Raw genomic sequence first — 23,493 nt, 5'->3', positions numbered from 1 at the left:
GACATGAGTATGTACCATAAAATGGATTATACTCATGTCTTTTTTATTATCTAAAAGGCAGAACACTGAAAAACAAGATGTTTTTCAGTGCCCTCCCATAAATCAGGCTCTCTTTTAGTTACACAGCAACTTTAGTATTAAGTAGCTCTACTAAATCTTGATTATTAATAGTTTCTTTATCTATAAGCGCTGCTGCAATACTTTCTAATAGTTCCATATTTTCTAGTAATAAGGTTTTAACCAAATGATATAATTCATCAACCGTAACCTTACATTCTTCTATGACATTACTTATATCACTATTGCTAGTTAAGCTATTCATTTCGGAGAGTCTCAGTAGTCCTAAAGATTTACCCATACCATACTCAGTAATCATATTATTTATCATATTTGTAGTATGTTTTAAATCACTGAAAGCACCAGTAGTAACCTTTTCTTTTCCAAATACTACTTCCTCAGCAGCACGACCACCTAACAATACCATAATTCTTCTTTTTAAATAATCTAGATTTTGATAAGAACTATCTTTGGGTAAACTTAAGGTATAACCTCCAGCTCCTTTTGAAGTAGGGATAATTGTAACCTTTGATACCTTCTCTTCAGGCAACTTTAACATAGACACTAATGCATGTCCAGCTTCATGATATGCAGTAATTTTTCTATCTTCTTCACTCAGTGAACTTCTCTCTATTTTTTCATATCCTGCTAAAACTATAGAGTAGGCCTTGTCAAAGTGTTCATTTGTTATAAATTGAGAGTTATCTTTACAAGCTATAATGGCTGCTTCATTTGTTAAACTCTCAAGTTTTGCCCCAGAAAAATATGCAGTTTTATGAGCTAAATCTTTTATATCTACATCTTTAATAGGTTTATTATTTAGGTGTAAGTTTAGTATTTTTTCTCTAGCGGCAATATCTGGTAATGAAACTTCTATGTGTCTATCAAATCTACCTGGTCTTAATAGGGCCGAGTCCAGCATATCTAGTCTGTTAGTGGCAGCCATTACAACAATTCCAGAACTCTCACTAAATCCAGACATCTCTGTTAAAAGAGCATTAAGAGTTTGATCTCTTTCATCAGAACCACCATTTTTACCACTATCTCTTTGTTTACCAATAGCATCAATTTCATCTATAAAAATTACAGCTTTTCCCTGAGTTTTAGCCTTTTTAAATAGGCTTCTTATTCTACCAGCTCCAACTCCCACGTAAACTTGTACAAAGTCTGAGCCTGACACAGCATAGAAGGGTACACCAGCTTCGCCAGCAACAGCTTTAGCAAGAAGGGTCTTTCCAGTTCCAGGGTCCCCGTATAAAATAACACCTTTTGGCATTCTAGCACCGTAAGAAGCATACTTATCAGGATTCTTTAAAAAATCAACTATATCATTAAGGCTTTCCTTCGCTTCTTCATTTCCAGCCACAGAAGCAAAGGAAAATTTCTCTTTAGCAATACCTTGACCGTCTAAAGCTTCAATAGAAGTAATTTTGTTACCACTAAGAGAAGAATTTCTCATAGCCATAATCAATAAGGATAGCAAAGATAACCCTAGAATAGTGACCGGCACTCTTTGTGAAGCAGGCATTGTAGCTGAGCTTCTTACTTCAATTCCTTTACTTAGCAATTCCTCTTTTAAGGTAATACTATTTGGATTATCTGTTAAATATTTCGTACCATCTTTTAAAGTGACATTTATCTTTTGTGAGGCAGTAACCTCAACAGTGGTAACAATTGAATTAGTTGTATCATTTAAAAATTCAGGATAAGATTTATAATCCATAGTATTAGTTTTATGATTAGTAAAAACCAAAGCAATGAGAGATAGTAGTGCGGCGAAAATCGGTATAAGTATATATTTATTTTTAATTTTATTCATCAATACAAATCCCCCTTAAATATGAAATATTAGTAAGCCATTATTTAGCATATAAGCACATATTCAATATATTTATTATTATATATGAAATAAAAATAAAGTCTAATTTATTTCATATATAATGGAAATGTAAGTTATGGAATAATTGACAAAGAAATATATTTGTAGGGGAAATGAAGAACCCCTTACCATTTTAAAATAGTAAGGGGCTAAATTATATCATTTTTTTAGCTAAGATTAAAATTGATTTTTAACAATTTCACCATTGATCATTACAAATTTAACTTTATTTCTTAAGTCAAATGGATGGCCACTGTATATTACAATATCTGCATCTTTACCAGTTTCTATTGATCCAACTCTGTGAGCAACATTAAGTGCTTCAGCAGCATTAATAGTTATAGATCTTAAAGCTTCTTCTTCTTCCATACCCTCTCTTGAAGCTAAAGCTGCACAAATTGGTAAATACTGCAGTGGAATTACAGGGTGGTCTGTCATTATAGCTACTTTTAATCCAGCTTTATTTAGAATTGATGGAGTTTCAAAGGTTAAATTTTGAAGCTCTATTTTACTTCTATCAGATAGTGTTGGCCCAACAATAATTGCCTTAGGACTTTCTTCCTTTAAAAAGTCTGCAATTAAATGACCCTCAGTACAATGCTCAAGAGATATCTCTATATTAAATTCCTTAGATATTCTAAGTGCAGTCAAAATATCGTCAGCTCTATGAGCATGTGCTTTTAATGGAATTTCTCTTTTTATAACTTTAGATAAAGCTTCCATTTTCATATCAAAATCTGGTGCTTTCTCATTGTTTTCTAGAGCTTTTTCTTGTTTTTCTACATACATTTTAGCCTTCATTAAGTATTCTCTTAGAATTGCAGCTGTTGCCATTCTTGTAGAAGGAGATTTTTTTTGTGAGTTATAAACTCTTTTAGGATTTTCACCGAAAGCAACTTTCATTGCAGTATACGGATCAATAACCATATCATCTACTCTTCTACCATGAGTTTTCATAGTAACGAAGGTTCCTCCAATTACATTAGCGCTTCCTGGTCCAGTAGCTACGGTTGTAATACCTGCTTCTAAAGCTTCTTTAAAGCATTTGTCCACAGGGTTGATTGCATCAATGGCTCTTAACTGAGGAGTTACTGGATCTACTGCTTCATTTCCATCAGCACCTTCAAAACCCATTGCATTTTCCCACATACCTACGTGACAGTGAGCATCAATCATTCCAGGCATTAAGAAGCCACCTTGTGCATCGATGACTTGCGCATCTTCAGGAATATTCAGATCTTTTCCTACCAAAAGAATTTTTCCATCTTCAATAGCCACCACGCCGTTATCGAAATTTTCTTTAGCCATGGTATGAATATTTGCGTTTTTAATTATTAACATTCCCTATTCCCCCTAAGTTTAATATATTTACAACTATTAATTACTATAAATATATTAAAAATCCTCTTAAAAATACAAAAACTATTTAACATTTTTGTGAATATTTTCAGCAAAGGAAATTTATCTGTAATTTTTATTATATACTAAACATATTTATGATGTAATTTTTACTAACGTAACTAAGTTTAATCCTATTAGATAAAGTAATAGGATTAAACTTATCTCTGGATCATATTTGAAAAATAACCTTTTGGAATAAGGCCTTTTCTGATGCCTGTAGTAACAATTAAATAAGTAGCTGTAGTATCAAATCTAGCATCATGGTAGTCCCCAACACCTTGAAATAGCTCCCTACACTTACTCTCAACATCTTCCTTAGAAATTCCTAAGAAGGTAATAACTTCTTCTAATCTGGGATTTTTTATACTCCCTTTTCCATTAGTTAACTTACACTTATCTTTGTAGTAACCCATAGTGCAAAAAGTGTGTGAAGGATTAAGTTCAATATCGCAAAATTCTAACTCATGGCTCATAAATTTTAAGTCAAAATTTACATTATGGCCGATTATAATATCTGCAGTTAAAAAATCTTCTATAAAGGTATTTAATTGATCTTCAAAATATAATCCTTCGCTTAATTCATAAAGTTTTTCTAATGAAAATCCATGAACTTCCTCTGCACTACTACTCATGTCTTCTACAGTAAAGAAGAAATTCTTTCCTATAGTAGTTTGTGGTTTAGAGTTATTATCAACTAATATATATGACAACTGGCATATATTGCCTGGTTTTATGTCAGTAGTTTCAGTATCAAAAAATAAAAGTTTCAATTTAAGACCTCCTTTAATTATAAGTTTATTAAACCATAAAAAATGTAATAAATCTATTGCATTTTAATGTAAATTTACAAAAGTTATATTACAAGAAGAATTAGTCATCATGGTTTAGTTAGATTTATGTATTCACTATGATACAAAGGAATTACTCACAAGAGAATAAATCCTATCATATAGACTTGACAATTTAAACTATATACATAAAACATATTTTATAATATATTATCAATTTTATAGCAAAATTACATTGTTAAGAATACCATAATTGAGAAAACTAAAAACTGGAACAAATACGAATTAAATAGAAATATATTTGTATTATGTTCGTACTTTATATACATTTTTCAAAATATATGTTACAATTGCAATATTCATTTAATAATATTGCATATATTTGGGAGGGATAACTTTTATGAATAATAATTTATTGTACTTTATAGGAAAAGAAAATCATAATAAGGAAAGGCTTATAGAAATTTTAGGGCAACATAAAGAGATTAAATTTATTTCCTTAGTAGGTGTAGATTTTCTAGGTAATGAAACAGATGAGAAAATCCCAGTAAAAAACTTTATTGAAAGTATAGATACTTTTCTTTATGGAATTTCAGTACAAACTGACGGTTCATCTGTAATACTTCCAGAAATAGCAACATTAAACAATGCTAAGGTTGATATGAAAGTTGATTTAGAGTGCAATTGGTTTGTTGATTATAACTATGAAAACATTGATGAGTATACTAATATGCCTACAGGTACTTTAAGAATACCTTGTCATCTTTATCATAATAATGTGGCTGTGGATTGTAGAAATATATTAAAAAATTCAGTTGATTATTTTCAAGGTGAGCTTCTTGAGTTATTAAAGAAGAGTCCAGAATGCTTAAATAGTATAGGGATATCCTTTGAGAATATAGAAAAAGTTTTAATTACGGCTGCTACAGAACTTGAATTTTGGGTTAAAACCCCAAATGAATTTGCTGAACTTGAAGAATTATCTACATCAGAAGTGTTAAAGGAACAGTATTGGAAAAGAACAAAAGGCACAGTAAGAACTGCCTTAGAGCAGGCACTCACTATGTTAGAAAACTATGGATTGGAGCCTGAAATGGGACATAAAGAAGTTGGGGGAGTTAAAGCCAAGCTAACTGAGGGTGGTTCCTATAATCATATTATGGAGCAATTAGAGATAGACTGGAAATACTCAAACGCAATACAAGCTTGTGATAATGAATTATTGGCTAGGGAAGTAATTAAAGAAGTATTTAGAAGAAACGGACTAGATGTGACTTTTCAAGCAAAACCTATGGACGAAGTAGCTGGAAATGGAAAACATCTTCATATAGGAGTTAATATAAAGTTAAAGGATGGAAAGGTAATAAATCTATTTCATAACATGAATGATTTTATTAGTGAGATAGGTTATGGTGCCTTAATGGGCATACTTAAAAATTACGAAGTAATAAACCCCTTTGTGTCTTCTAGTAATGGTGCCTTTAGGAGATTAAAACCTGGCTTTGAGGCTCCAGTATGCATTGTTACATCCCTTGGACATGAAGTAAATCAGCCTTCAAGAAATAGAACTATCTTGATAGGATTAATTAGAGATATGGATAATCCAATGGCAACTAGATTTGAACTTCGTTCTCCAAATCCACATACAAATATTTATCTAGTATTATCGGCTATGAATGTAGCCATGCTTAATGGTATTAAATACGCACTAAAAAACAAGAAAACTTGTAACGAACTATTAAAGGAATTATCAAAGAAACCAGGTGATATAGTAGAATACTTAGAAGAGTCTAGGGCCTATAGAAGTGAGGAAGATGTTTTTGAGCATTATTCAGAAGAGGAGAGGGAAGAATATTTTGGTAAAGCTCCTAGAACTGTTTTCGAAAATATCCTTAACTTCCAACATACTAACAAACTAAAAACACTTAAAGAGGGCAGTGTGTTTACTGAAGAAATTCTTAATAGTTATAAAACAGCAATTTTATCAAGATGGATGACAGAAATAGAGCATAGATTAATACCAAATTATATTAGTGAAATAAGAAGTATAAAAAAAGGGTGCAATGATGAGCTAACAGAGTATGATATAGAAAAGTGGGGAGAGATTAGCAAAATTAGAGAGTACATTATGAAAGATAGTTATACTAGAAAAAGTTTATTTAGTCAAATAAAGGATTCAATAAGTAATTCTGATTTTGAAAAATTATCAAATCTGCAAATTCAGCTTGATAGTGAAATGAAAAATTTGAGAAAGCTCTACGCAGATTATCGTAGAAATTTAATGAGCTTATAAGGCTTAGTAAAAGATATTAAAGTAATATTTTACACAATAATACTAAATCTATTTTTCTAAGGCAAATATATATAATAAAAGAGTACTTTAAATTAGTACTCTTTTATTATATATACATTAAAATTGTCTAAAAAGATGCTTCCTAACATTTTAAGGATCAATGCCGTAATACGGTATTGATAATGAAAAATAGAGCATTTAGTTGAACTGTTAAGGTCTATACATAAATGATTATAGGTATTATTTCCATGTAACTACTAATATTTTCTTCAATTAAATCATCAATATTTAGTTTGTCTAATAAATCTTTGCTTAGCACAGAGGAGAGTCTGTCATAAGCAAAATCAAAGCAAGTTTCAGTATTTATTGGTGCTTTGATATTACCATGCGAGTTTTTTTCAATAGAACTCACTTTACCAAGTACAGTCATATTAGTATGATAATTACAATCTAAATCCATTAAAGAGTATTTATTTTGTATAGGGATTATTCCTCTAAGATCGGAACTAAAAAGAGGCTCAGTTATATATTTTGTGCACTTAGAATCTTTTACAATCTGTAGAGTAGTCTTAAACCAGTTTAACAAAGCTTTTTTATCAAACTTTTTTTCTTCTCTTCTTTCCAGATTACATTCATCTATAATACTTTCTATTTCTAAAATATCAATGACATGTTGAATTTTCTTTAATTGAGAATTCATTTTCATTTTGCACTTTATTTCAACTATGTCTCCATCTTCAATAAAATTAATATCATCTTTGGATGACACCTTCTTTAAAAACATATTCTTTTCTAGTATATCTCTAAGTCTAATATAGGTGGTTATAGTTGATTTTTCAATTTCTTGAATGGTTCTTCTTGTAAAGCCTTGAAGGAGTTGTACTGATGCGTTTCCTTGAAGAATTTTACCGCAAGTAAGTTCACATAAAGGAACATTAGAATTTATAATAACTTCTTGTTTATTTGTTATTTTCTCAATTTCAATAAATCTTTCAATAGCAATTTTAAATAAGCTCGACAAAACTTCATCATTGATATACAAAGGGACAAAAAAATCGTTCATAGTTCCCTCCTTGGAAGTTAAATATATAATAATTATATTAAAATTATAAAGGGTTTAGAATTTATTGCGGTAATTTAAATCAATAAGTAGGTAAAATGACAAAGTTTCAATAGGATGATATAATAATAGGGTAATTTTTAGGGAGGGGATTAAGTGGAGATTATAATTGCATTATTTTTAGGAGCCATTATCGGATATTTTGTAAGACTAAAGGATAATCACAAAAAATTAAATGGTAAGGTTCAGCAAGCTGGTGTAGTATTTCTATTATTCTCAATGGGAGCCTCTATAGGGGCAAATGAGAACATAATAAGGGATTTACCTCTTATTGGGGCTAAAGCTTTTGCTTTTGCAGCTTTATCTATCTTAGGGAGTATAGTGATTATATACTTTCTTAGTAATAAGTTCTTAAGTAATAATATAGTGAAGGAAAAAAATAAGGAACTAGCTTTTAACAATGAAGATTTAGTACATAGAGAAGGACAGGAGGAAATATAGTATGACCTTAGTGATTTTAGGAGCAATTGTGCTTGGAATTGGTTGTGGGTATTTTATATTTCCATCCAGTATGATATCAAACTTAGATATGGTTGCATCTTTTTCCCTGTATGCATTAATATTTTGCGTAGGAATCGATGTAGGCTCAAATAAAACAATTTTAAAGGATCTTAAAGCTCTTGGATTTAAAATACTATTAGTTCCTTTGGGAGGAATCATGGGTAGTTTAATAGGAGGGCTACTTTCAGGCATAATTTTTAGTATGGCTATCAATGAAAGTTTATCCATAGCGTCAGGGTTTGGATGGTATAGCTTATCAGGAGTTATGTTGAAAGAGCTTGGAGGGGAAGCTTTAGGAGCAATAGCATTCCTAACAAATGTATTTAGAGAGATTTTTGCTGTAATATTAATACCGATACTAGCTAAGAGGCTAAATTACTACACTGCAATTGCACCTGCTGGTGCTACGTCTATGGATACTACCTTACCATTAGTCTCCAAAGCAACAAACCCAGAAATAGCAGTAATTTCTTTTATAAATGGAGTTATAATGAGTTCACTTGTACCAGTTCTGGTAACATTCTTTTATAATATGCATTAGAATAAGCAAGTCTTATTATTACAATTGTCGAAGGATTTTTATTTACTATAGTTCAGAAAATTTATATAATTAAGTTAGATTCTTTACTGCGAGAGATTCTTTCAGTTGAGAGTGGTAAATTAATAAAACATTAACCTGATTGTGGAGAAGTTCTTAGCAAAAAGGCGGTGAAAATAGAAATAATAAAGATTTTTACCAACACTTTTTGTGTTGGTTTATTTTTTTGTAAGTGGTGATGAATTATGAAAAAAAGAATTGCTGTTGTCGGCATAATAATTGAAGATATTGAAAAAGCTACTGAAGTTAATAGTATACTACATGACTTTAATTCAATAATAGTAGGTAGAATAGGAATTCCTTATAGAGATAGGGGAGTAAGTGTAATTTCTGTTATAGTGGATGGATTAGTTGATGATATATCGGCTATGACAGGGAAAATTGGAAAGTTAAAAGGAGTTGCTGTAAAATCAGCAATAACTAAGGGATAGGGTAAAATATTATAAATTTATAGGGTAAGAAAATTGTTAAAGATAATATAAGAAAAAGGGGATTTTTATGAATAAATATAATGCAGAAAATTTTATAAAAGATGATGAAATTAGAAAAGTAATAGATGAAAGTATAGAGCTAAGTAAAAATAGAAACTTAGTGCTAGAAATATTACATAAAGCTAGAACAGCAACTGGGCTTTCTCATAGGGAAGCTGCTATTTTACTGTCAGTTAAAGATAATGAAAGCATCGAAGAAATGTATAAGGTTGCCCGTGAAGTTAAGGAAAAAATATATGGTAAACGTATTGTAATGTTTGCTCCTTTATATGTAAGTAATTATTGCGTAAATAACTGTGTTTATTGTGGTTATAAACATTGTAATGAAGATTTAAAAAGAAGAAAGCTTAATATGGAAGAGCTTAAGGAAGAGGTTAGAGTTTTAGAGAGTTTAGGACATAAGAGAATTGCTTTAGAAGTAGGGGAAGATCAAGTGAACACTCCTTTAGAATATGTTTTAGACTGTATTAAAACAATTTACTCTTTAAAGTTTGACAATGGAGCTATTAGAAGAATCAATGTTAATATAGCTGCTACTTCTGTAGAAGAATACAGAAAATTAAAAGAAGCAGAAATTGGAACTTATATTCTTTTCCAAGAAACTTATCATAAGGAAACCTATGAGAGAATGCATCCAAGTGGTCCAAAACACAATTATAATTATCATACTACAGCAATGCATAGAGCAAGAGAAGCAGGTATTGATGATGTAGGTATAGGTGTTTTATATGGGCTTTATGATTATAAGTATGAAACTATTGCAATGTTAATGCACGCAGAAGAGTTAGAGAAAACAACTGGAGTTGGACCACATACCATATCAGTGCCAAGGCTTAGAGAGGCTGAAAATGTAAGCTTAAAAGATTATCCATACCTAGTAGGAGACGAAGAGTTTAAGAAGATTGTAGCTGTTTTAAGGCTAGCAGTTCCATACGCAGGAATGATTTTGTCTACAAGGGAAGAACCAAAACTAAGAGATGAAATAGTTAGCATAGGTATTTCTCAGATTAGTACAGGATCTTGTACTGGAGTCGGTGGTTATGCAGAAAGTCAGAGGGATATAGAAGAAAAGCCACAATTTGAAGTAGCAGATCATCGTTCACCAATTGAAATGGTAGAGAGCTTAATGGAAAGCGGCTATATACCTAGTTATTGCACAGCTTGCTATAGAGAAGGCAGAACAGGTGATAGATTTATGGCTTTAGCTAAGAGTGGTCAAATTAATAATGTATGCCAATGCAATGCATTATTAACCTTAAAAGAGTTTATGATAGATTATGGTACTGAAAATACTAGAAACCTTGGAAATAAAATTATTAAAGAATCCTTATCAGATATTCCTAATCCTAAGAGAAAAGAAGATACTGAAGCTAAACTAAATAGAATAGAAAATGGGGAAAGAGATCTCAGATTCTAATTAGGCATCTTCAAGAAATAAATAAGTCAATCTGCTCGTCTATTTTGTGCTATACTGCGTCAACAGAACCCTTAGATAGCCCCACTATCTGCAGAACCTGTTTCCTTGTCTATCACAAAATAGCCTTCACATCTTTGACTTGTTATTTATTTTCAGATGCCTTAACTCTTTCAAGAAGGAGGGATAACATGTTAGAAACACCAAGAGCTAATCGGCTTCATATTGGAATATATGGTAAGAGAAACGCCGGTAAGTCAAGTATTATAAATTTTATAACTAATCAAAATATAGCACTAGTATCAAATATCAAAGGAACTACCACAGACCCCGTTTATAAAGCTATGGAACTATTACCAATTGGGCCAGTAGTATTTATTGATACAGCTGGAATTGATGATATTGGAGAAATGGGAACTTTAAGAGTTCAAAGAACTAAAGAAGTTATAAACAAAACAGACCTTGGGATTTTAGTTATTTCTGCAGAACAAGTTCCTTATGATACTAAGGATTTAACTTTAGAATTAGAATGGTGCCAGTTACTAAAGAAGAAATCTATTCCAGTAGTTGGCGTACTTAACAAAATAGATTTAATCGAAAATAAAGAAATAATCAAAGAAAACTTGAAAATGTTAAAAAAAATATTTGACATATCCTTTGTAAGCATTAGTGCTGAAGATAAAATAAATCTAGATGAGTTAAAAGCTAATATTATTAAATTAACTCCTGAAAGTTTTCAGTCTTACACTTTAGTAGGGGATATTGTTAAGCCAGGAGATAAGGTACTACTAGTGGCGCCACAGGATATACAGGCTCCTAAGGGAAGGTTAATACTACCTCAGGTTCAAGTTCTTAGAGATTTATTAGATAATAAAGCTATTCCAGTAACGGTAACCCTTGATAATTTGGATTTAGGTCTTGAAATGCTAAACAATAAGCCTGACCTTATAATTACTGACTCCCAGGTGTTTAAGTTGGTACACTCAAAAATAGATGATAATGTACCATTAACCTCTTTTTCAATTATTATGGCGAGAGAAAAAGGGGATTTAAAAGAATTTGTTCAAGGGGCTAAGGAGATTAGAAATTTAAAGTCAGGAGATAAAGTATTGATTGCAGAAGCCTGTACTCACCATCAATTAAAAGGGGATATAGCAAGAGAAAAATTACCAACCTGGTTAAAATCAATTGAGGAAAACATTGTTGTAGATAATTTTTCTGGAAAAGATTTTCCTGAGAACTTAAAAGAGTATAAATTGGTAATTCATTGTGGATCTTGTATGTTTAATAGAGCGGAAGTAATGTCTAGAATTGAAAGTTGTAGAGCAGCTGGAGTGTCAATTACGAACTTTGGAATAGCCATTGCTGAAATTAACGGAATTTTAGATAGAGTAACAAGGCCATTTAATATTCAAGGTTATTAAACTTAAATATTAGGGATGTTTAATAAAAATTGCACTGTTTTTTATATTAGCAGTGCAATTTTCACTATAATTTATTCTCAGATTGTTACATATTATTACATAGAAAAAGCCCTGCATAATGCAGGGCTTTTATTATCTCTTAGTATAGTGAGTGTGTAATAGGTCATGAGCCTTATGGCTATTTGGCTCTCCTAAATACTCTTCATATAGCTTTTTAATTTCTGGGTTTTCATGGGATTTTCTAATTGCTTTTCCTTGATCCTCATTGTAAAGTATTTGCATTCTACCTTCAATGATGTCTCTTCTGTTGTTAGAGTATGGTTGGCCACCACCATTTATACATCCACCTGGGCAAGCCATTACTTCTATGAAGTGATAATTAGCTTCACCAGATCTGATCTTTTCAAGTAATTCTCTAGCATTTCCAAGTCCACTTACTATGGCAACTTTAACATCAGTTCCATCAATGTTGATAGTAGCTTCTTTTGTACCTTGAAGACCCCTAACAACATCAAAATCTACCTTATCTAAAGATTTATTTGTTAGCCATTCATAAGCAGTACGTAAAGCAGCTTCCATAACTCCACCACTAGTACCAAATATTACTCCAGCGCCAGTCGATTCTCCTAATGGATTATCGAATTCTTCATTTGATAAAGATTGGAAATCAATTCCTGCTTCTTTAATCATTCTAGCTAGTTCTCTGGTGCTTATTACGATGTCTATATCTTTAATGCCGCTTTCGAGAGAGAATTCTTCTCTTTCAGCTTCAGATTTTTTAGCTATACATGGCATAACTGAAACTACAACTAAGTTTTTAGGGTCTATATTCATTTTTTCAGCAAAATATGATTTAGCAATAGCACCCCACATTTGTTGTGGTGATTTACATGTTGAAGGTAAATGTAATAAATCATGATAATGCTTTTCTATGAAAGTTATCCAACCAGGACAACAGCTTGTTATCATTGGAAGATTTTCACCACTTTGAACTCTAGTTAAAAATTCACGTGCTTCTTCTAAAATAGTTAAGTCAGCAGCAAAATCAGTATCAAATACTTTGTTGAAGCCTAAAGTTCTTAAAGCTGCAGCCATTTTTCCAGTAACAGATGTACCAGTAATTCCAAACTCTTCCCCTAAAGCAGTACGCACAGCAGGAGCAGTTTGAACTATAACCACTTTTTCATCATCAGCTAAAGCTCTCCATAACTTTGAAGTATTATCTTTCTCAACTAATGCACCAGTAGGACATACAGCTACACATTGTCCGCAGAAAGTGCATTTAGTATCTTTTAAATCAGAACCAAAAGCAGGAGCTATAGTTGTATTAAATCCTCTGTTTATAGAAGAAATTGCTCCAACCTTCTGTACTTCATTACAAATAGTTTCACATCTTCTACAAAGTATACATTTTGAAGTATCTCTAGCAATAGAGAAGTTATTATCTTCCTTTTGACATATAGATTTTTCACCAGTAAATTCGATTCTTCTGATTCCATATTCAGCTGCTAATTCTTGTAATTCGCAGTGCATGCTCTTAGCACAAGTTAAGCACTCATTTGGATGGTCAGATAATAATAATTCTAATATAGTTTTTCTTGCAGCTAATGCCTTTGGAGAACTAGTTTTTATAACCATACCTGGAGTAACTGGAGTACAGCAAGCAGGAGCTAAGTTTCTTCTGCCTTCAACTTCTACTACACATACTCTACAAGAGCCAGGTTTATTTTCAGTTTTATTATCATGAAGATTTAAGTAGCAAAGTGTAGGTATTTTAATGTTTAACTCTTTAGCTGCATCTAAAATAGTTTTACCTTGCTCAACTTGAACTTCTTTATCATTTATTTTAAGTGTAACTAAACTCAATGTTGGCACCTCTTTCTCAAATTATTTTTTAATTAAACTAAATCAATAGCATCTACAGGACATGCTGATTGACAAGCTCCGCACTTGATACATTTTTCTTGGTCAATTACGTGCAGATTTTTAACTTTTCCACTGATGCAACTAACAGGACATTGTCTAGCACACTTTGTACATCCTATACATCTATCAGTAATTACATACTTCATAAGATCTTTACATACTCCAGCTGGACAAACTTTATCCACTACGTGAGCTTTATATTCATCATAGAAGTATTTCATAGTACTTAATATTGGGTTTGGTGCTGTTTGACCAAGTCCACATAAAGAAGTATCTTTTATAGTTTGAGATAGTGATTTTAGCTTGTCTAAATCTTCTAATGTTCCTTTTCCTTTACTAATTGTTTCTAATATTTCAAGAAGTCTTGTATTTCCAACTCTACAAGGAGTACATTTACCACAAGATTCTTCCTTAGTAAATTCTAAGTAGAACTTAGCGATATCTACCATACAGTTATCTTCATCCATTACAATCATTCCGCCTGATCCCATCATGGAACCAATAGCACCTAAGGACTCATAATCTATTGGTATATCTAAATATTCTTTAGGAATACATCCACCTGATGGTCCACCAGTTTGTACAGCTTTAAATTCACGGTCGTTTTTAATACCACCGCCAATTTCATAGATTATTTCTCTTAAGGTAGTTCCCATAGGTACTTCAACTAAACCTACGTTATTTATCTTTCCTGCTAAAGCGAATACTTTAGTACCTTTAGAAGTTGCTGTTCCTATAGAACTATACCATTTAGCACCTCTATTAATAATAGCTGGTATATTAGCAAAGGTTTCAACATTGTTTACGGAAGTTGGTTTATTCCAAAGTCCTGATTCAGCTGGAAATGGTGGCTTGTTAGTTGGTTCTCCACGCTCACCTTCGATAGAGTGAATAAGAGCAGTTTCTTCTCCACATACAAAGGCACCAGCACCATATTTAATTTGTATATCAAAATCAAAATCAGTTCCCATGATATTTTTTCCAAGAAGTCCGCAGTTTCTTGCTTGTTCAATAGCAATTCTTAATCTATTAATAGCTAGCGGATACTCTGCTCTTATATATACACATCCGATAGAAGCTCCAATGCAGTAACCAGCTATTGCCATAGCTTCAATTACACTATGTGGGTCACCTTCTAATATGGAACGATCCATGAATGCACCTGGGTCACCTTCATCAGCATTACATATAATATATTTTTGATCAGCATCATAAGATTTAGCAAATTGCCACTTTTTACCTGTAGGGAAGCCACCGCCACCTCTACCTCTTAGTCCTGATTCAATCATTATATTGATTACTTCATCTTGAGAATACTTAGTTAAACATTTTCCAAGTGCTAAGTAACCTTCTTCAGCGATATATTCTTTAATGTCTTCCGGATTGATTAATCCGCAATTTCTTAATGCAATTCTTACTTGTTTTTTATAGAAAGTCATTTCGTCCTGTGTCTTAACTTTTTCTTTGATAGTTGGCTCTTCATATAGAAGTCTATCAATAACATGTCCATTAATTATATGTTCGTTTATAATTTCTCCAGCATCTTCTGGTGTAACATGAACATAAAATACATCATCAGGCGAAACCTTTACAATTGGACCCTTTTCACAGAAACCAAAACATCCAGTAATTGAAACATGTACTAGATTTTCAAGTCCAGCAGCCTTAACTTCAGCTTCTAGATTTGATTTTATTAAATCACTTTGGGCAGACTTACAGCCTGTACCACCACAAATTAATAACTCAATTCTTTTGTTACCATTTTCATCTTTAAAATCCCTACCATTAGTAGCTTTCCTAACATTTAATAAGGATTTGTATTTTTCATGCAATTGATCTAACTCATTAAAAGAATTAATTTTATTCAAAATTATCCCCCCTAAACTACATATACTCTGCAACAATTTTTTCAACTTGGTCTTTTGTTACATGTCCATAAACTTTGTCATTAACAGTTACAACTGGTGCTAGACCACAAGCACCTACGCAGCGTAATGAACCTACAGTGAATTTCATATCCGGAGTAGTTTCACCAGATTTGATATTAAGCTGTTTTTCAAATTCTTTAAGTACGTCTCCAGCACCTCTTACAAAGCAAGCGGTACCCATACACACATTAACGACATACTTACCCCTAGGTTCTGTAGTAAAGAAAGAGTAAAAAGTTACAACCCCATATACCTTAGAAACAGGTATATCTAATTTTTCAGCTACAAAGGCTTGAACTTCAGATGGCAGATATCCAAAGATGTGTTGAGCTCTGTGTAAAACCTCAATTAAAGCGCCTTCCTTGCTAGGAAGTCCATCAATGAAAGTTTGAAGTTCGTTAAACATTTGATTCTTTTCATTGTTACAGCACACTTAAATTTACCCCCTTAAATAAACAATAATGCTTGACAGCTTCATTGCAATAAAAACAATTTTTGATATTTTGTAAATTGTTTAACAATTTCATATATAGTATAATACGTCCTTTGCTAATTGTATAGTGGTATTTTATTTATTTAGATATAATTCGACAACTTTTTTGCTTCATAGTTAAGAGTGTTTTAAACATACTCTTTAACTTATATATGATTAATTGATACGAATATTCAGTATTATATAATTCAGAGCTGAAAGTTCTAAAATAATATGATAATGATGAAGTGGGTTTCAGCCATAAAATCTTGTTAAAAAAATATTAATTATATATGAACATTTTTAGGTGTTTAAAATTTTTATATTAATTGTAATATTTTAAAACTTAATTAGAATATAAAAAGCTTCTTCAGAATATAAATTACAAACTAAAGTTATGAAAGTAGTTTTGTTTTTATGATAATTATGACATAAAAACTTCATTTTGCAGTTATAGATAACTTAAAATGAGTTTTTGTTTAAGGGTGGTTGTTTATGAAGGCTATAGTTAATTCTAAGTTTTATGATTTTAAAAACTACAGAGAAGATAGTTATATACTCTTTGATGAAAAAATATTGAAAATAGGCTCAATGAAGGAATTTACTTCTATAGAAAAAAAACATATTGATACTATTATTGATGGAAGTAACTGTATACTAATGCCTGGACTAATTAATGGACATACTCACATATATTCTACTTTTTCCAGAGGGATGAATTTGCCCTTCAATCCTCAAAGCTTTAAGGATATTTTAGATCAATTATGGTGGAAGTTAGATGGTGTTTTAGATATTGAAGATTGTTATCTAAGTGCAATTATTTATGGTGTAGACTGTATAAAGAATGGGGTAACTACACTGATAGATCACCATGCAAGTGGTGGAAATATTTTAGGTACCTTAAAAAAGCTTAAGACAGCAATTTGCGATGACTTAGGGCTTAGAGGTTTGTTTTGTTTTGAAACTAGCGATAGGTTCAATATTGATCAATGCATAGAAGAAAATATAGACTTTTCAAAAGTAAAAAACGAGAGTTGCTACGGCTTATTTGGAATGCATGCATCCATGTCTATTTCTGATAGTACTATGGAGAAGGTATATAACTTAAAAGGTGATATACCAATTCATATTCATGTTGCTGAAAGTTTAGATGATGAGATAGATGCTATTAATAAATATGGAAAAACAGTAGTTGAAAGATTAAGAGACCATAAGCTACTTGGAAACAATTCAATTCTAGCTCATTGTGTTCATATAAACCATATGGAGGCTGAAATATTAGGGAATAATAATGTATTTGTAGCTTTAAATCCGACCTCCAACATGAACAATGCAGTGGGATTGCCGGATTATAACTTGCTTAAAAGACACAATATTCCTTGTATTATTGGAAATGATGGGCTAGGTGCCAATATAACTAGAGAATATCTAAATTTAACCTACTCAATGAAAAATAAGTATCAAAGTCCACTAGCTTTTAACTTTGGTGACTTATTAAAAATAATTAACAATACTTATGAATATGTTTCTAATCAATTAGGGATAAAAATAGGAAGATTAGATGAAGGATATGTTGCAGATTTAATCCTAGTTCCATATAATCCACCAACTATGATTTCAGAAGAAAATATTTTTTCACACATTTATTTTGGTATATTTGATAATTTTGCTCCTAGTTATGTGATTTGTAAAGGTAGTATTGTTATGGATAACTATAAGATTAAATTACCCCTTTCTAATGTCTATGAAGAAAGTAGAGAGGCTTCAAGAAAAATATGGAATAAATTAAATTAGGTCATTATACATTTTAATAAAATAGTTTAATATTGGGGGAGATAAGATGAACTTAAGGACTAGCATATGTGGAATTGAACTTCAAAATCCATTGATGCCTGCTTCAGGACCATTAGTAGGCGATGATGAAAAAATTCTTATTCTTGAGCAGTTTGGTCTAGGTGGAATGGTTACAAAAACTATATCAGTAGAGGCAGCAGTGGTGCCAAGACCTTGTATATACGGAGATAACAATAAAATAATGAATGCAGAGCTTTGGTCTGAGTATTCTAGTGAAAAATGGATAAGCGAAATACTTCCTGCATTAAAAGAAAAACTGAAAGTTCCACTAATAATTAGCGCTGGTTACACAAAAGAGGATATGGAATATTTAATTCCAAAATTACACCCCTTTGCACAAGCTTTTGAAATCTCTACACACTATGTTGGTAAAGATTTGAATGTTATAGGACAAACTGTAGCTACAATTAGAAAATATACAGATAAACCAATATTTATGAAAATGAGTCCCCATATGCCTGATCCTATAGGATTTGTTAAAACTGCAATAGAAAATGGTGCAAATGGAATTGTAGCTGTAAACTCACTTGGTCCATCTATGATATTAGATCCAATGAAAAGAAAGGTATTAGTTGGAAATGAAAAAGGACAAGTTTGGACCTCAGGTCCTAATATAAAGCCAGTTGCACTTGCTTTGGTGAATATGATAAGAGAGGCTTTTCCTGATATTACTATAATCGGTGTGGGTGGAATATCTAGCGCAGATGATGTAGTGGAGTTTTTATTAGCAGGTGCAGATGCTGTGCAAATGTTATCTTCTGCCATGATAAAAGGAAAAGACTTATATGAAAAAATAGTTAAGGACTTACCTAAAACCATAGAAAAATACAACTTTAAATCAGTAGAAGAGATAAAAAACACAAAATTAATTAAAGAGATAAAATTTGAACCTAGACACCCAACTATTGATGAAGAGAAATGCAATGGATGTAAATTATGCGAGAAGGTATGCCCTTATTTTGCAATGAAAGTTGAAAAGGTTGCTAAGGTTAATAGGGACGTATGCTTTGGATGTGGTCTCTGTGAAAGCCGTTGTCCAATACATTCTATTACAGGAGTTTTATAAAAAAAATGGGGAGGAATATAGTTTGAGAATTAGCAATTATTTAAAACCTAAATCCTTAGATGAAGCCTATACTGAGTTAATTTCTCATGGTAATAATGCAGTTATAGGTGGTGGTGCTTACTTAAAATTAGGTAATAGAAAAATTAACAAAGCCATTGACCCATATGATTTAAATTTAAACTATATTAAAGAACAGGACAATTTTGTTGAAATAGGAGCTATGACAACTTTAAGAGAAATTGAAGAGTCAAAAGCTTTAAAAAATAATTTTGGGGGATTAATCTCAAAGGTTTCCTCTATAATTATGGGAGTTCAACTTCGAAATGTTGCAACTATTGGAGGCACAATTGGTGGAAGATACGGATTCTCAGACCTATTAACCGCATTAATAGCTTTAGATACTAAAGTATTTTTATACAATAGAGGGGAAATAAGTCTTGAGGATTTCATAGCATTGCCACAAATTCCAAGAGATATTATAACAAAAGTTATTATAAATAAAAAGAATTGTAAGACTAGTTTTAAAGATTTACGAAATACAGCTACAGATTTTTCAATAGTAAACGTAGCAGTTTGTAATACTAACAATAATTTTAAAATAGTAATTGGAGCTAGGCCAGGAGTTGCCAAAGCAACATGTAAGTCAATGGAGATAATAAAAGACTTACATGTTCCTGAAGAGCGGATAAATAATCTATGTGACTCAGTGGTTGATGAGTTTAGCTTTGGTAGTGATTTAAGAGGTTCAAAGGAATATAGAAAAGAAGTTGCAAAAGTCCTAGTAAAAAGGGCTGTAATGGAGGTATTGTAATGATTATTAATATAAAAATCAATGGTATGGATAAGCAATTACAAGTAGAACCTCAAGAATATCTATTAGAAACTTTAAGAGCTAATGGATATTTAAGTGTTAAACGTGGCTGTGATACTGGTTCTTGTGGAGCTTGCACTGTAATTTTAGATGGAAAGCCGATACCTTCTTGTGCCTGGCTTTCAGTAAGAGCTCATGGACATGAAGTAATCACTATAGAAGGAGTACAAAAGGAAGCTGAAGAAATAGGCAAATTTTTATCTTCTGAGGGAGTTGAACAATGTGGTTATTGTTCTCCAAGTTTTGTACTAACCATATTATCTATGAAAAAAGAGCTTGAAAACCCTACAGAAGATGACATCCGTCATTATTTAGTAGGAAACTTATGTAGGTGCTCAGGATATGTTGGACATACTCGTGCAATAAAAAAGTATTTAGGGGTGAAATAAATGAAGGAAGTTAAAAAGTCTATTCCGAAAATTGAAAGCATGGGTTTGCTAAAAGGAAAGCCAGTATATACAAACGACTTAGTTCCAAAAGATTCATTAGTCTGTAAAGTGTTAAGAAGTCCCCATGCCTTTGCAGAAATTATAGACATTGACACAAAGGATGCTGAAAAACTTCCAGGAGTAGAAGGAATTTTAACATATAAGGATGTACCAAGAAATGCGGTGACTAGAGCAGGTCAAGGTTATCCAGAACCTTCTCCCCACGATAAATTTATTTTAGATAAATACGTTAGGTATGTAGGAGATGAGGTAGCAGTTGTGGCAGCAATTAGCGAAACCATAGCTGAAGATGCTTTGAATTTAATCAAGGTACAGTATAAAGTTTTAGAACCAGTACTTGATTTTGAAAAAGCAGAAGGAAATCCTTCAATAATACATCTGGAACCTGAATGCCATTCTATGTTTGATATAGGTTTCGACCCTCAGAACAATATTGCAGCTGCTTATTCTATGAGCGTAGGTAATATAGACGAGACTTTTGCTAAGGCTGATATAGTAATAAGTAAAACTTATTATACTCAAGCTCAAGCTCATGTTACAATGGAGCCTCATTCCTCAGGAGCTTACTTAGATATACATGGAAGAATAAATATAATTTCTTCAACCCAAAATCCAGTTCATGCAAGAAGAATCGTTGGTACAGCTTTAGGGTTACCGCTAAATAAAATCCGCGTTATTAAACCCCGAATTGGTGGCGGTTATGGTGGTAAACAAGCTATCCATGGTGAGATGATTGTAGCTGCAATGACAATTAAAACTGGGAAACCATGTAAGTTGATTTATACAAGGACAGAAGTTTTTGATGCATCATATAACAGGCATCCAATGAGGTTTAATGTTCGATTAGCAGCTAATAAAGATGGAAGATTGAAGGGAATCGATATGAAGGTGCTATCAGATACTGGTGCTTATGGTGAGCATGCCCTAACTGTATTTATGGTAGGTGGATCAAAAACTTTACCATTATATAATAAAGTTGATGCGGTAAGATTTGGGGGAAAAGTTGTTTATACAAATCAGACTCCAGCAGGAGCCTTCAGAGGATATGGGGCAATTCAAGGCAATTTTGCATTAGAGTCTATTATAGATGAACTTGCTCATGAACTTAATATGGATCCATTAGAACTTAGAAGGATTAATATGATAACTGAAGGTGAAACCTCTCCAGTATTTAAAATCATGGGTGAAGGTGGCGAAGGAGTTGAAATGATTCTTGAAAATTGTAAGCTAGAATATTGTGTAAACAGAGGTTCGGAGCTTATAAATTGGAAGAAAAATTATCCAAGGAAAGTCGAAGGTAATGGAAAAGTTAGAGGATACGGTATGGCTATAGCTATGCAAGGCTCCGGTATACCTAAAATAGATATGGCCTCTGCAATATTAAAACTAAATGACGGTGGTTTCTTTAATTTAATGATAGGAGCTACAGACTTAGGTACAGGCAGTGATACAATACTAGCTCAAATAGCAGCAGAAGGTTTAGGAGTTTCCACTAGTGATATAGTAGTTTACTCATCGGACACTGATTTAACTCCATTTGATACAGGTGCCTATGCATCAAGTACTACCTTTGTATCAGGAAATGCTGTTAGGAAAACTGCTGAGAAGATGAGAGATATGATTATTGAAGAGGCAGCGCTTAAGTTTGGTGTATCTAAAACAGAAATACATTTTGACGGAAAAATTCTTAAAACTACAGATGCTAAGAAAGAAGTGTCATTAAAGGAGCTTTCAACAGAATTATTCTATAATAACAATCAAAAACAGTTAGTGGCTTGTGAATCTTACTGCGGTGAAAAGTCTCCTGCTCCATTTATGGGGGCTTTCACAGAAGTTGAAGTTGATACTGAAACTGGAAAAGTTGAAGTAAAAGATTATATATCTATAGTAGATTGTGGCACTACTATAAATCCAAATCTAGCTAGAATACAGGTTGAAGGTGGACTTCTTCAAGGGATTGGCATGACTTTATATGAAAATGTAGTGAGAAATGAAGCTGGAAAATTATTGACTAACAACTTAATGCAATACAAAGTACCTACTAGAAAAGATGTTACTAAACTTACCGTTGAATTTGCTGAAAGCTATGAACCTTCAGGACCTTATGGGGCTAAATCTGTAGGCGAAATAGGAATAGATACTCCACCAGCTGCTATTGCTAATGCGATTTTTAATGCATGTGGAGTTAGAGTGAGAGATTTGCCTATAACTCCAGAGAAGCTTCTAAGAGAAATAAACAATTTAAAAAAATAAATTTTTAGTAATAAAATTATAAGATTAGGGAGGTGTGACTATTGACCATAGAGGCAGTTGTTTTGGCAGCAGGATTTTCTTCAAGAGCTCACAGATATAAAATGACACTAGAATTTAATAATAGTACTGTTATTGAAACTTGTATAGCTAACCTGTATAGCAGTGTAGATAAAATTATTGTTATTGGTGGATATAATTATCATATTATAAAAGAACTACTATCAAAATACGAAAAGGTTCAGATTATCTATAATGATAATTATGAGTGCGGTATGTTCAGTTCTGTAAAGTTAGGTATTAATAACACTACTAGCCATAAGTTTTTCCTTATTCCTGGGGACTATGTTTTAGTTGATGAAGGTGTATATAAACAGTTGCTAGATTACAAAAGTAATTCTTCAGTAGTCATACCTACTTTTAGGGGGAGAAAGGGACATCCAGTTCTGTTTAGAGAAAATGATATAAAAAACTTAATAAATGGAGAGTTCAACAACTTGAGAGAAGTAATAAACTATATGGGTTTTGACACTTTAGAAGTAGACCATGATGGTATTTTATATGATATAGATACCTATGAAGATTATATTGTTGCCCTTGAAAAACATCTAGTTAAAGAAAAGAGCAAAAAGAAATAGGTTTTTATCATTAATCCGTTAATGAAGATAAATATTAGATTTATCTTACTATTAACATTAAGGAGTATGGGGG

19 protein-coding genes are annotated in these 23,493 nt (G+C 32.0%); 12 read left to right on the top strand and 7 right to left on the bottom strand.

Annotated features, from left to right (window positions below; translation table 11 throughout):
* Positions 1–118: 118 nt before the first annotated feature.
* The 3 genes from J2Z44_RS03205 to J2Z44_RS03195 form a co-directional block, all read right to left on the bottom strand.
* Complete coding sequence (locus J2Z44_RS03205) at positions 119–1,876, bottom strand: ATP-dependent metallopeptidase FtsH/Yme1/Tma family protein (protein WP_209649333.1); 1,758 nt, start codon at positions 1,874–1,876, stop codon at positions 119–121.
* 237 nt (positions 1,877–2,113) lie between these two features.
* Positions 2,114–3,277, bottom strand: a complete 1,164-nt coding sequence (locus tag J2Z44_RS03200) for an amidohydrolase (protein ID WP_021282685.1) — start codon at positions 3,275–3,277, stop codon at positions 2,114–2,116.
* A gap of 218 nt (positions 3,278–3,495) precedes the next feature.
* A complete protein-coding gene (locus J2Z44_RS03195; protein WP_021282686.1) occupies positions 3,496–4,107 on the bottom strand; it encodes a 3'-5' exonuclease in 612 nt (203 codons plus the stop codon).
* 418 nt (positions 4,108–4,525) lie between these two features.
* Between J2Z44_RS03195 and J2Z44_RS03190 the strand changes: the two genes are divergently transcribed.
* A complete protein-coding gene (locus J2Z44_RS03190; RefSeq protein ID WP_209649332.1) occupies positions 4,526–6,418 on the top strand; it encodes a type I glutamate--ammonia ligase in 1,893 nt (630 codons plus the stop codon).
* Between the two features lie 217 nt (positions 6,419–6,635).
* Here J2Z44_RS03190 and J2Z44_RS03185 read toward each other — a convergent pair whose 3' ends face one another.
* Positions 6,636–7,481, bottom strand: a complete 846-nt coding sequence (locus tag J2Z44_RS03185) for a DUF6414 family protein (RefSeq protein WP_021282689.1) — start codon at positions 7,479–7,481, stop codon at positions 6,636–6,638.
* A gap of 153 nt (positions 7,482–7,634) precedes the next feature.
* Between J2Z44_RS03185 and J2Z44_RS03180 the strand changes: the two genes are divergently transcribed.
* The 5 genes from J2Z44_RS03180 to hydF all read left to right on the top strand — a co-directional run bounded on the left by J2Z44_RS03180 (position 7,635) and on the right by hydF (position 11,966).
* Positions 7,635–7,979, top strand: coding sequence for a LysO family transporter (locus J2Z44_RS03180; protein WP_021282690.1), 345 nt, complete (start codon positions 7,635–7,637; stop codon positions 7,977–7,979).
* A 1-nt stretch (position 7,980) separates the two neighbouring features.
* Positions 7,981–8,580 (top strand): LysO family transporter, encoded by a 600-nt coding sequence (locus J2Z44_RS03175; protein ID WP_021282691.1) that lies wholly within the window; start codon positions 7,981–7,983, stop codon positions 8,578–8,580.
* 242 nt (positions 8,581–8,822) lie between these two features.
* A complete protein-coding gene (locus J2Z44_RS03170; protein WP_209649331.1) occupies positions 8,823–9,068 on the top strand; it encodes a TM1266 family iron-only hydrogenase system putative regulator in 246 nt (81 codons plus the stop codon).
* Positions 9,069–9,135: 67 nt separating this feature from the next.
* Entirely contained in the window at positions 9,136–10,545 is a 1,410-nt protein-coding gene (hydG, locus tag J2Z44_RS03165) for a [FeFe] hydrogenase H-cluster radical SAM maturase HydG (RefSeq protein ID WP_209649330.1), read from the top strand.
* 188 nt (positions 10,546–10,733) lie between these two features.
* Positions 10,734–11,966, top strand: a complete 1,233-nt coding sequence (gene hydF / locus J2Z44_RS03160; RefSeq protein ID WP_209649329.1) for a [FeFe] hydrogenase H-cluster maturation GTPase HydF — start codon at positions 10,734–10,736, stop codon at positions 11,964–11,966.
* Between the two features lie 132 nt (positions 11,967–12,098).
* Here hydF and J2Z44_RS03155 read toward each other — a convergent pair whose 3' ends face one another.
* From J2Z44_RS03155 to J2Z44_RS03145, 3 genes are read right to left on the bottom strand one after another with little or no spacing between them, the layout of a single operon-like run.
* Positions 12,099–13,832, bottom strand: a complete 1,734-nt coding sequence (locus J2Z44_RS03155; protein WP_021282697.1) for an NADH-dependent [FeFe] hydrogenase, group A6 — start codon at positions 13,830–13,832, stop codon at positions 12,099–12,101.
* Between the two features lie 32 nt (positions 13,833–13,864).
* On the bottom strand, positions 13,865–15,760 hold the full coding sequence (locus J2Z44_RS03150; protein WP_021282698.1) for an NADH-quinone oxidoreductase subunit NuoF: 1,896 nt from the start codon (positions 15,758–15,760) through the stop codon (positions 13,865–13,867).
* Between the two features lie 16 nt (positions 15,761–15,776).
* Positions 15,777–16,253, bottom strand: a complete 477-nt coding sequence (locus J2Z44_RS03145; protein ID WP_021282699.1) for an NADH-quinone oxidoreductase subunit NuoE family protein — start codon at positions 16,251–16,253, stop codon at positions 15,777–15,779.
* Positions 16,254–16,787: 534 nt separating this feature from the next.
* Between J2Z44_RS03145 and J2Z44_RS03140 the strand changes: the two genes are divergently transcribed.
* From J2Z44_RS03140 to J2Z44_RS03115, 6 genes are read left to right on the top strand one after another with little or no spacing between them, the layout of a single operon-like run.
* The gene (locus J2Z44_RS03140; RefSeq protein WP_209649328.1) at positions 16,788–18,086 is read left to right on the top strand and encodes an amidohydrolase family protein; all 1,299 of its coding nucleotides are present in this window, start codon (positions 16,788–16,790) and stop codon (positions 18,084–18,086) included.
* 46 nt (positions 18,087–18,132) lie between these two features.
* Positions 18,133–19,212, top strand: coding sequence for a 4Fe-4S binding protein (locus J2Z44_RS03135; RefSeq protein ID WP_021282702.1), 1,080 nt, complete (start codon positions 18,133–18,135; stop codon positions 19,210–19,212).
* A 22-nt stretch (positions 19,213–19,234) separates the two neighbouring features.
* Positions 19,235–20,023 carry an FAD binding domain-containing protein gene (locus J2Z44_RS03130; RefSeq protein WP_021282703.1) on the top strand — a complete coding sequence of 263 codons (789 nt, stop codon included), beginning with the start codon at positions 19,235–19,237 and terminating at the stop codon, positions 20,021–20,023.
* Positions 20,023–20,472: a (2Fe-2S)-binding protein gene (locus tag J2Z44_RS03125; RefSeq protein WP_021282704.1), complete on the top strand. Its 450-nt coding sequence runs from the start codon at positions 20,023–20,025 to the stop codon at positions 20,470–20,472. The genes J2Z44_RS03130 and J2Z44_RS03125 overlap by 1 nt, the downstream gene beginning before the upstream one ends.
* A complete protein-coding gene (locus J2Z44_RS03120) occupies positions 20,473–22,785 on the top strand; it encodes a xanthine dehydrogenase family protein molybdopterin-binding subunit (RefSeq protein ID WP_021282705.1) in 2,313 nt (770 codons plus the stop codon).
* A 41-nt stretch (positions 22,786–22,826) separates the two neighbouring features.
* The gene (locus J2Z44_RS03115; RefSeq protein ID WP_021282706.1) at positions 22,827–23,420 is read left to right on the top strand and encodes a nucleotidyltransferase family protein; all 594 of its coding nucleotides are present in this window, start codon (positions 22,827–22,829) and stop codon (positions 23,418–23,420) included.
* The last annotated feature ends 73 nt before the right edge of the window (positions 23,421–23,493 follow it).

It is taken from the genome of Clostridium punense, from assembly GCF_017874425.1.
Classification (GTDB): domain Bacteria; phylum Bacillota; class Clostridia; order Clostridiales; family Clostridiaceae; genus Clostridium_J; species Clostridium_J punense.
This window is presented reverse-complemented; position numbering and strand designations above follow the sequence as displayed.

Bases quoted from the DNA above. Each gene is read 5' to 3' on its own strand.
- J2Z44_RS03205 (WP_209649333.1), bottom strand. From the start codon at position 1,876: ATGAATAAAATTAAAAATAAATATATACTTATACCGATTTTCGCCGCA.
- J2Z44_RS03200 (WP_021282685.1), bottom strand. From the start codon at position 3,277: ATGTTAATAATTAAAAACGCAAATATTCATACCATGGCTAAAGAAAAT.
- J2Z44_RS03190 (WP_209649332.1), top strand. From the start codon at position 4,526: ATGAATAATAATTTATTGTACTTTATAGGAAAAGAAAATCATAATAAG.
- J2Z44_RS03185 (WP_021282689.1), bottom strand. From the start codon at position 7,481: ATGAACGATTTTTTTGTCCCTTTGTATATCAATGATGAAGTTTTGTCG.
- J2Z44_RS03175 (WP_021282691.1), top strand. From the start codon at position 7,981: ATGACCTTAGTGATTTTAGGAGCAATTGTGCTTGGAATTGGTTGTGGG.
- J2Z44_RS03170 (WP_209649331.1), top strand. From the start codon at position 8,823: ATGAAAAAAAGAATTGCTGTTGTCGGCATAATAATTGAAGATATTGAA.
- hydG (WP_209649330.1), top strand. From the start codon at position 9,136: ATGAATAAATATAATGCAGAAAATTTTATAAAAGATGATGAAATTAGA.
- hydF (WP_209649329.1), top strand. From the start codon at position 10,734: ATGTTAGAAACACCAAGAGCTAATCGGCTTCATATTGGAATATATGGT.
- J2Z44_RS03140 (WP_209649328.1), top strand. From the start codon at position 16,788: ATGAAGGCTATAGTTAATTCTAAGTTTTATGATTTTAAAAACTACAGA.
- J2Z44_RS03135 (WP_021282702.1), top strand. From the start codon at position 18,133: ATGAACTTAAGGACTAGCATATGTGGAATTGAACTTCAAAATCCATTG.
- J2Z44_RS03125 (WP_021282704.1), top strand. From the start codon at position 20,023: ATGATTATTAATATAAAAATCAATGGTATGGATAAGCAATTACAAGTA.
- J2Z44_RS03120 (WP_021282705.1), top strand. From the start codon at position 20,473: ATGAAGGAAGTTAAAAAGTCTATTCCGAAAATTGAAAGCATGGGTTTG.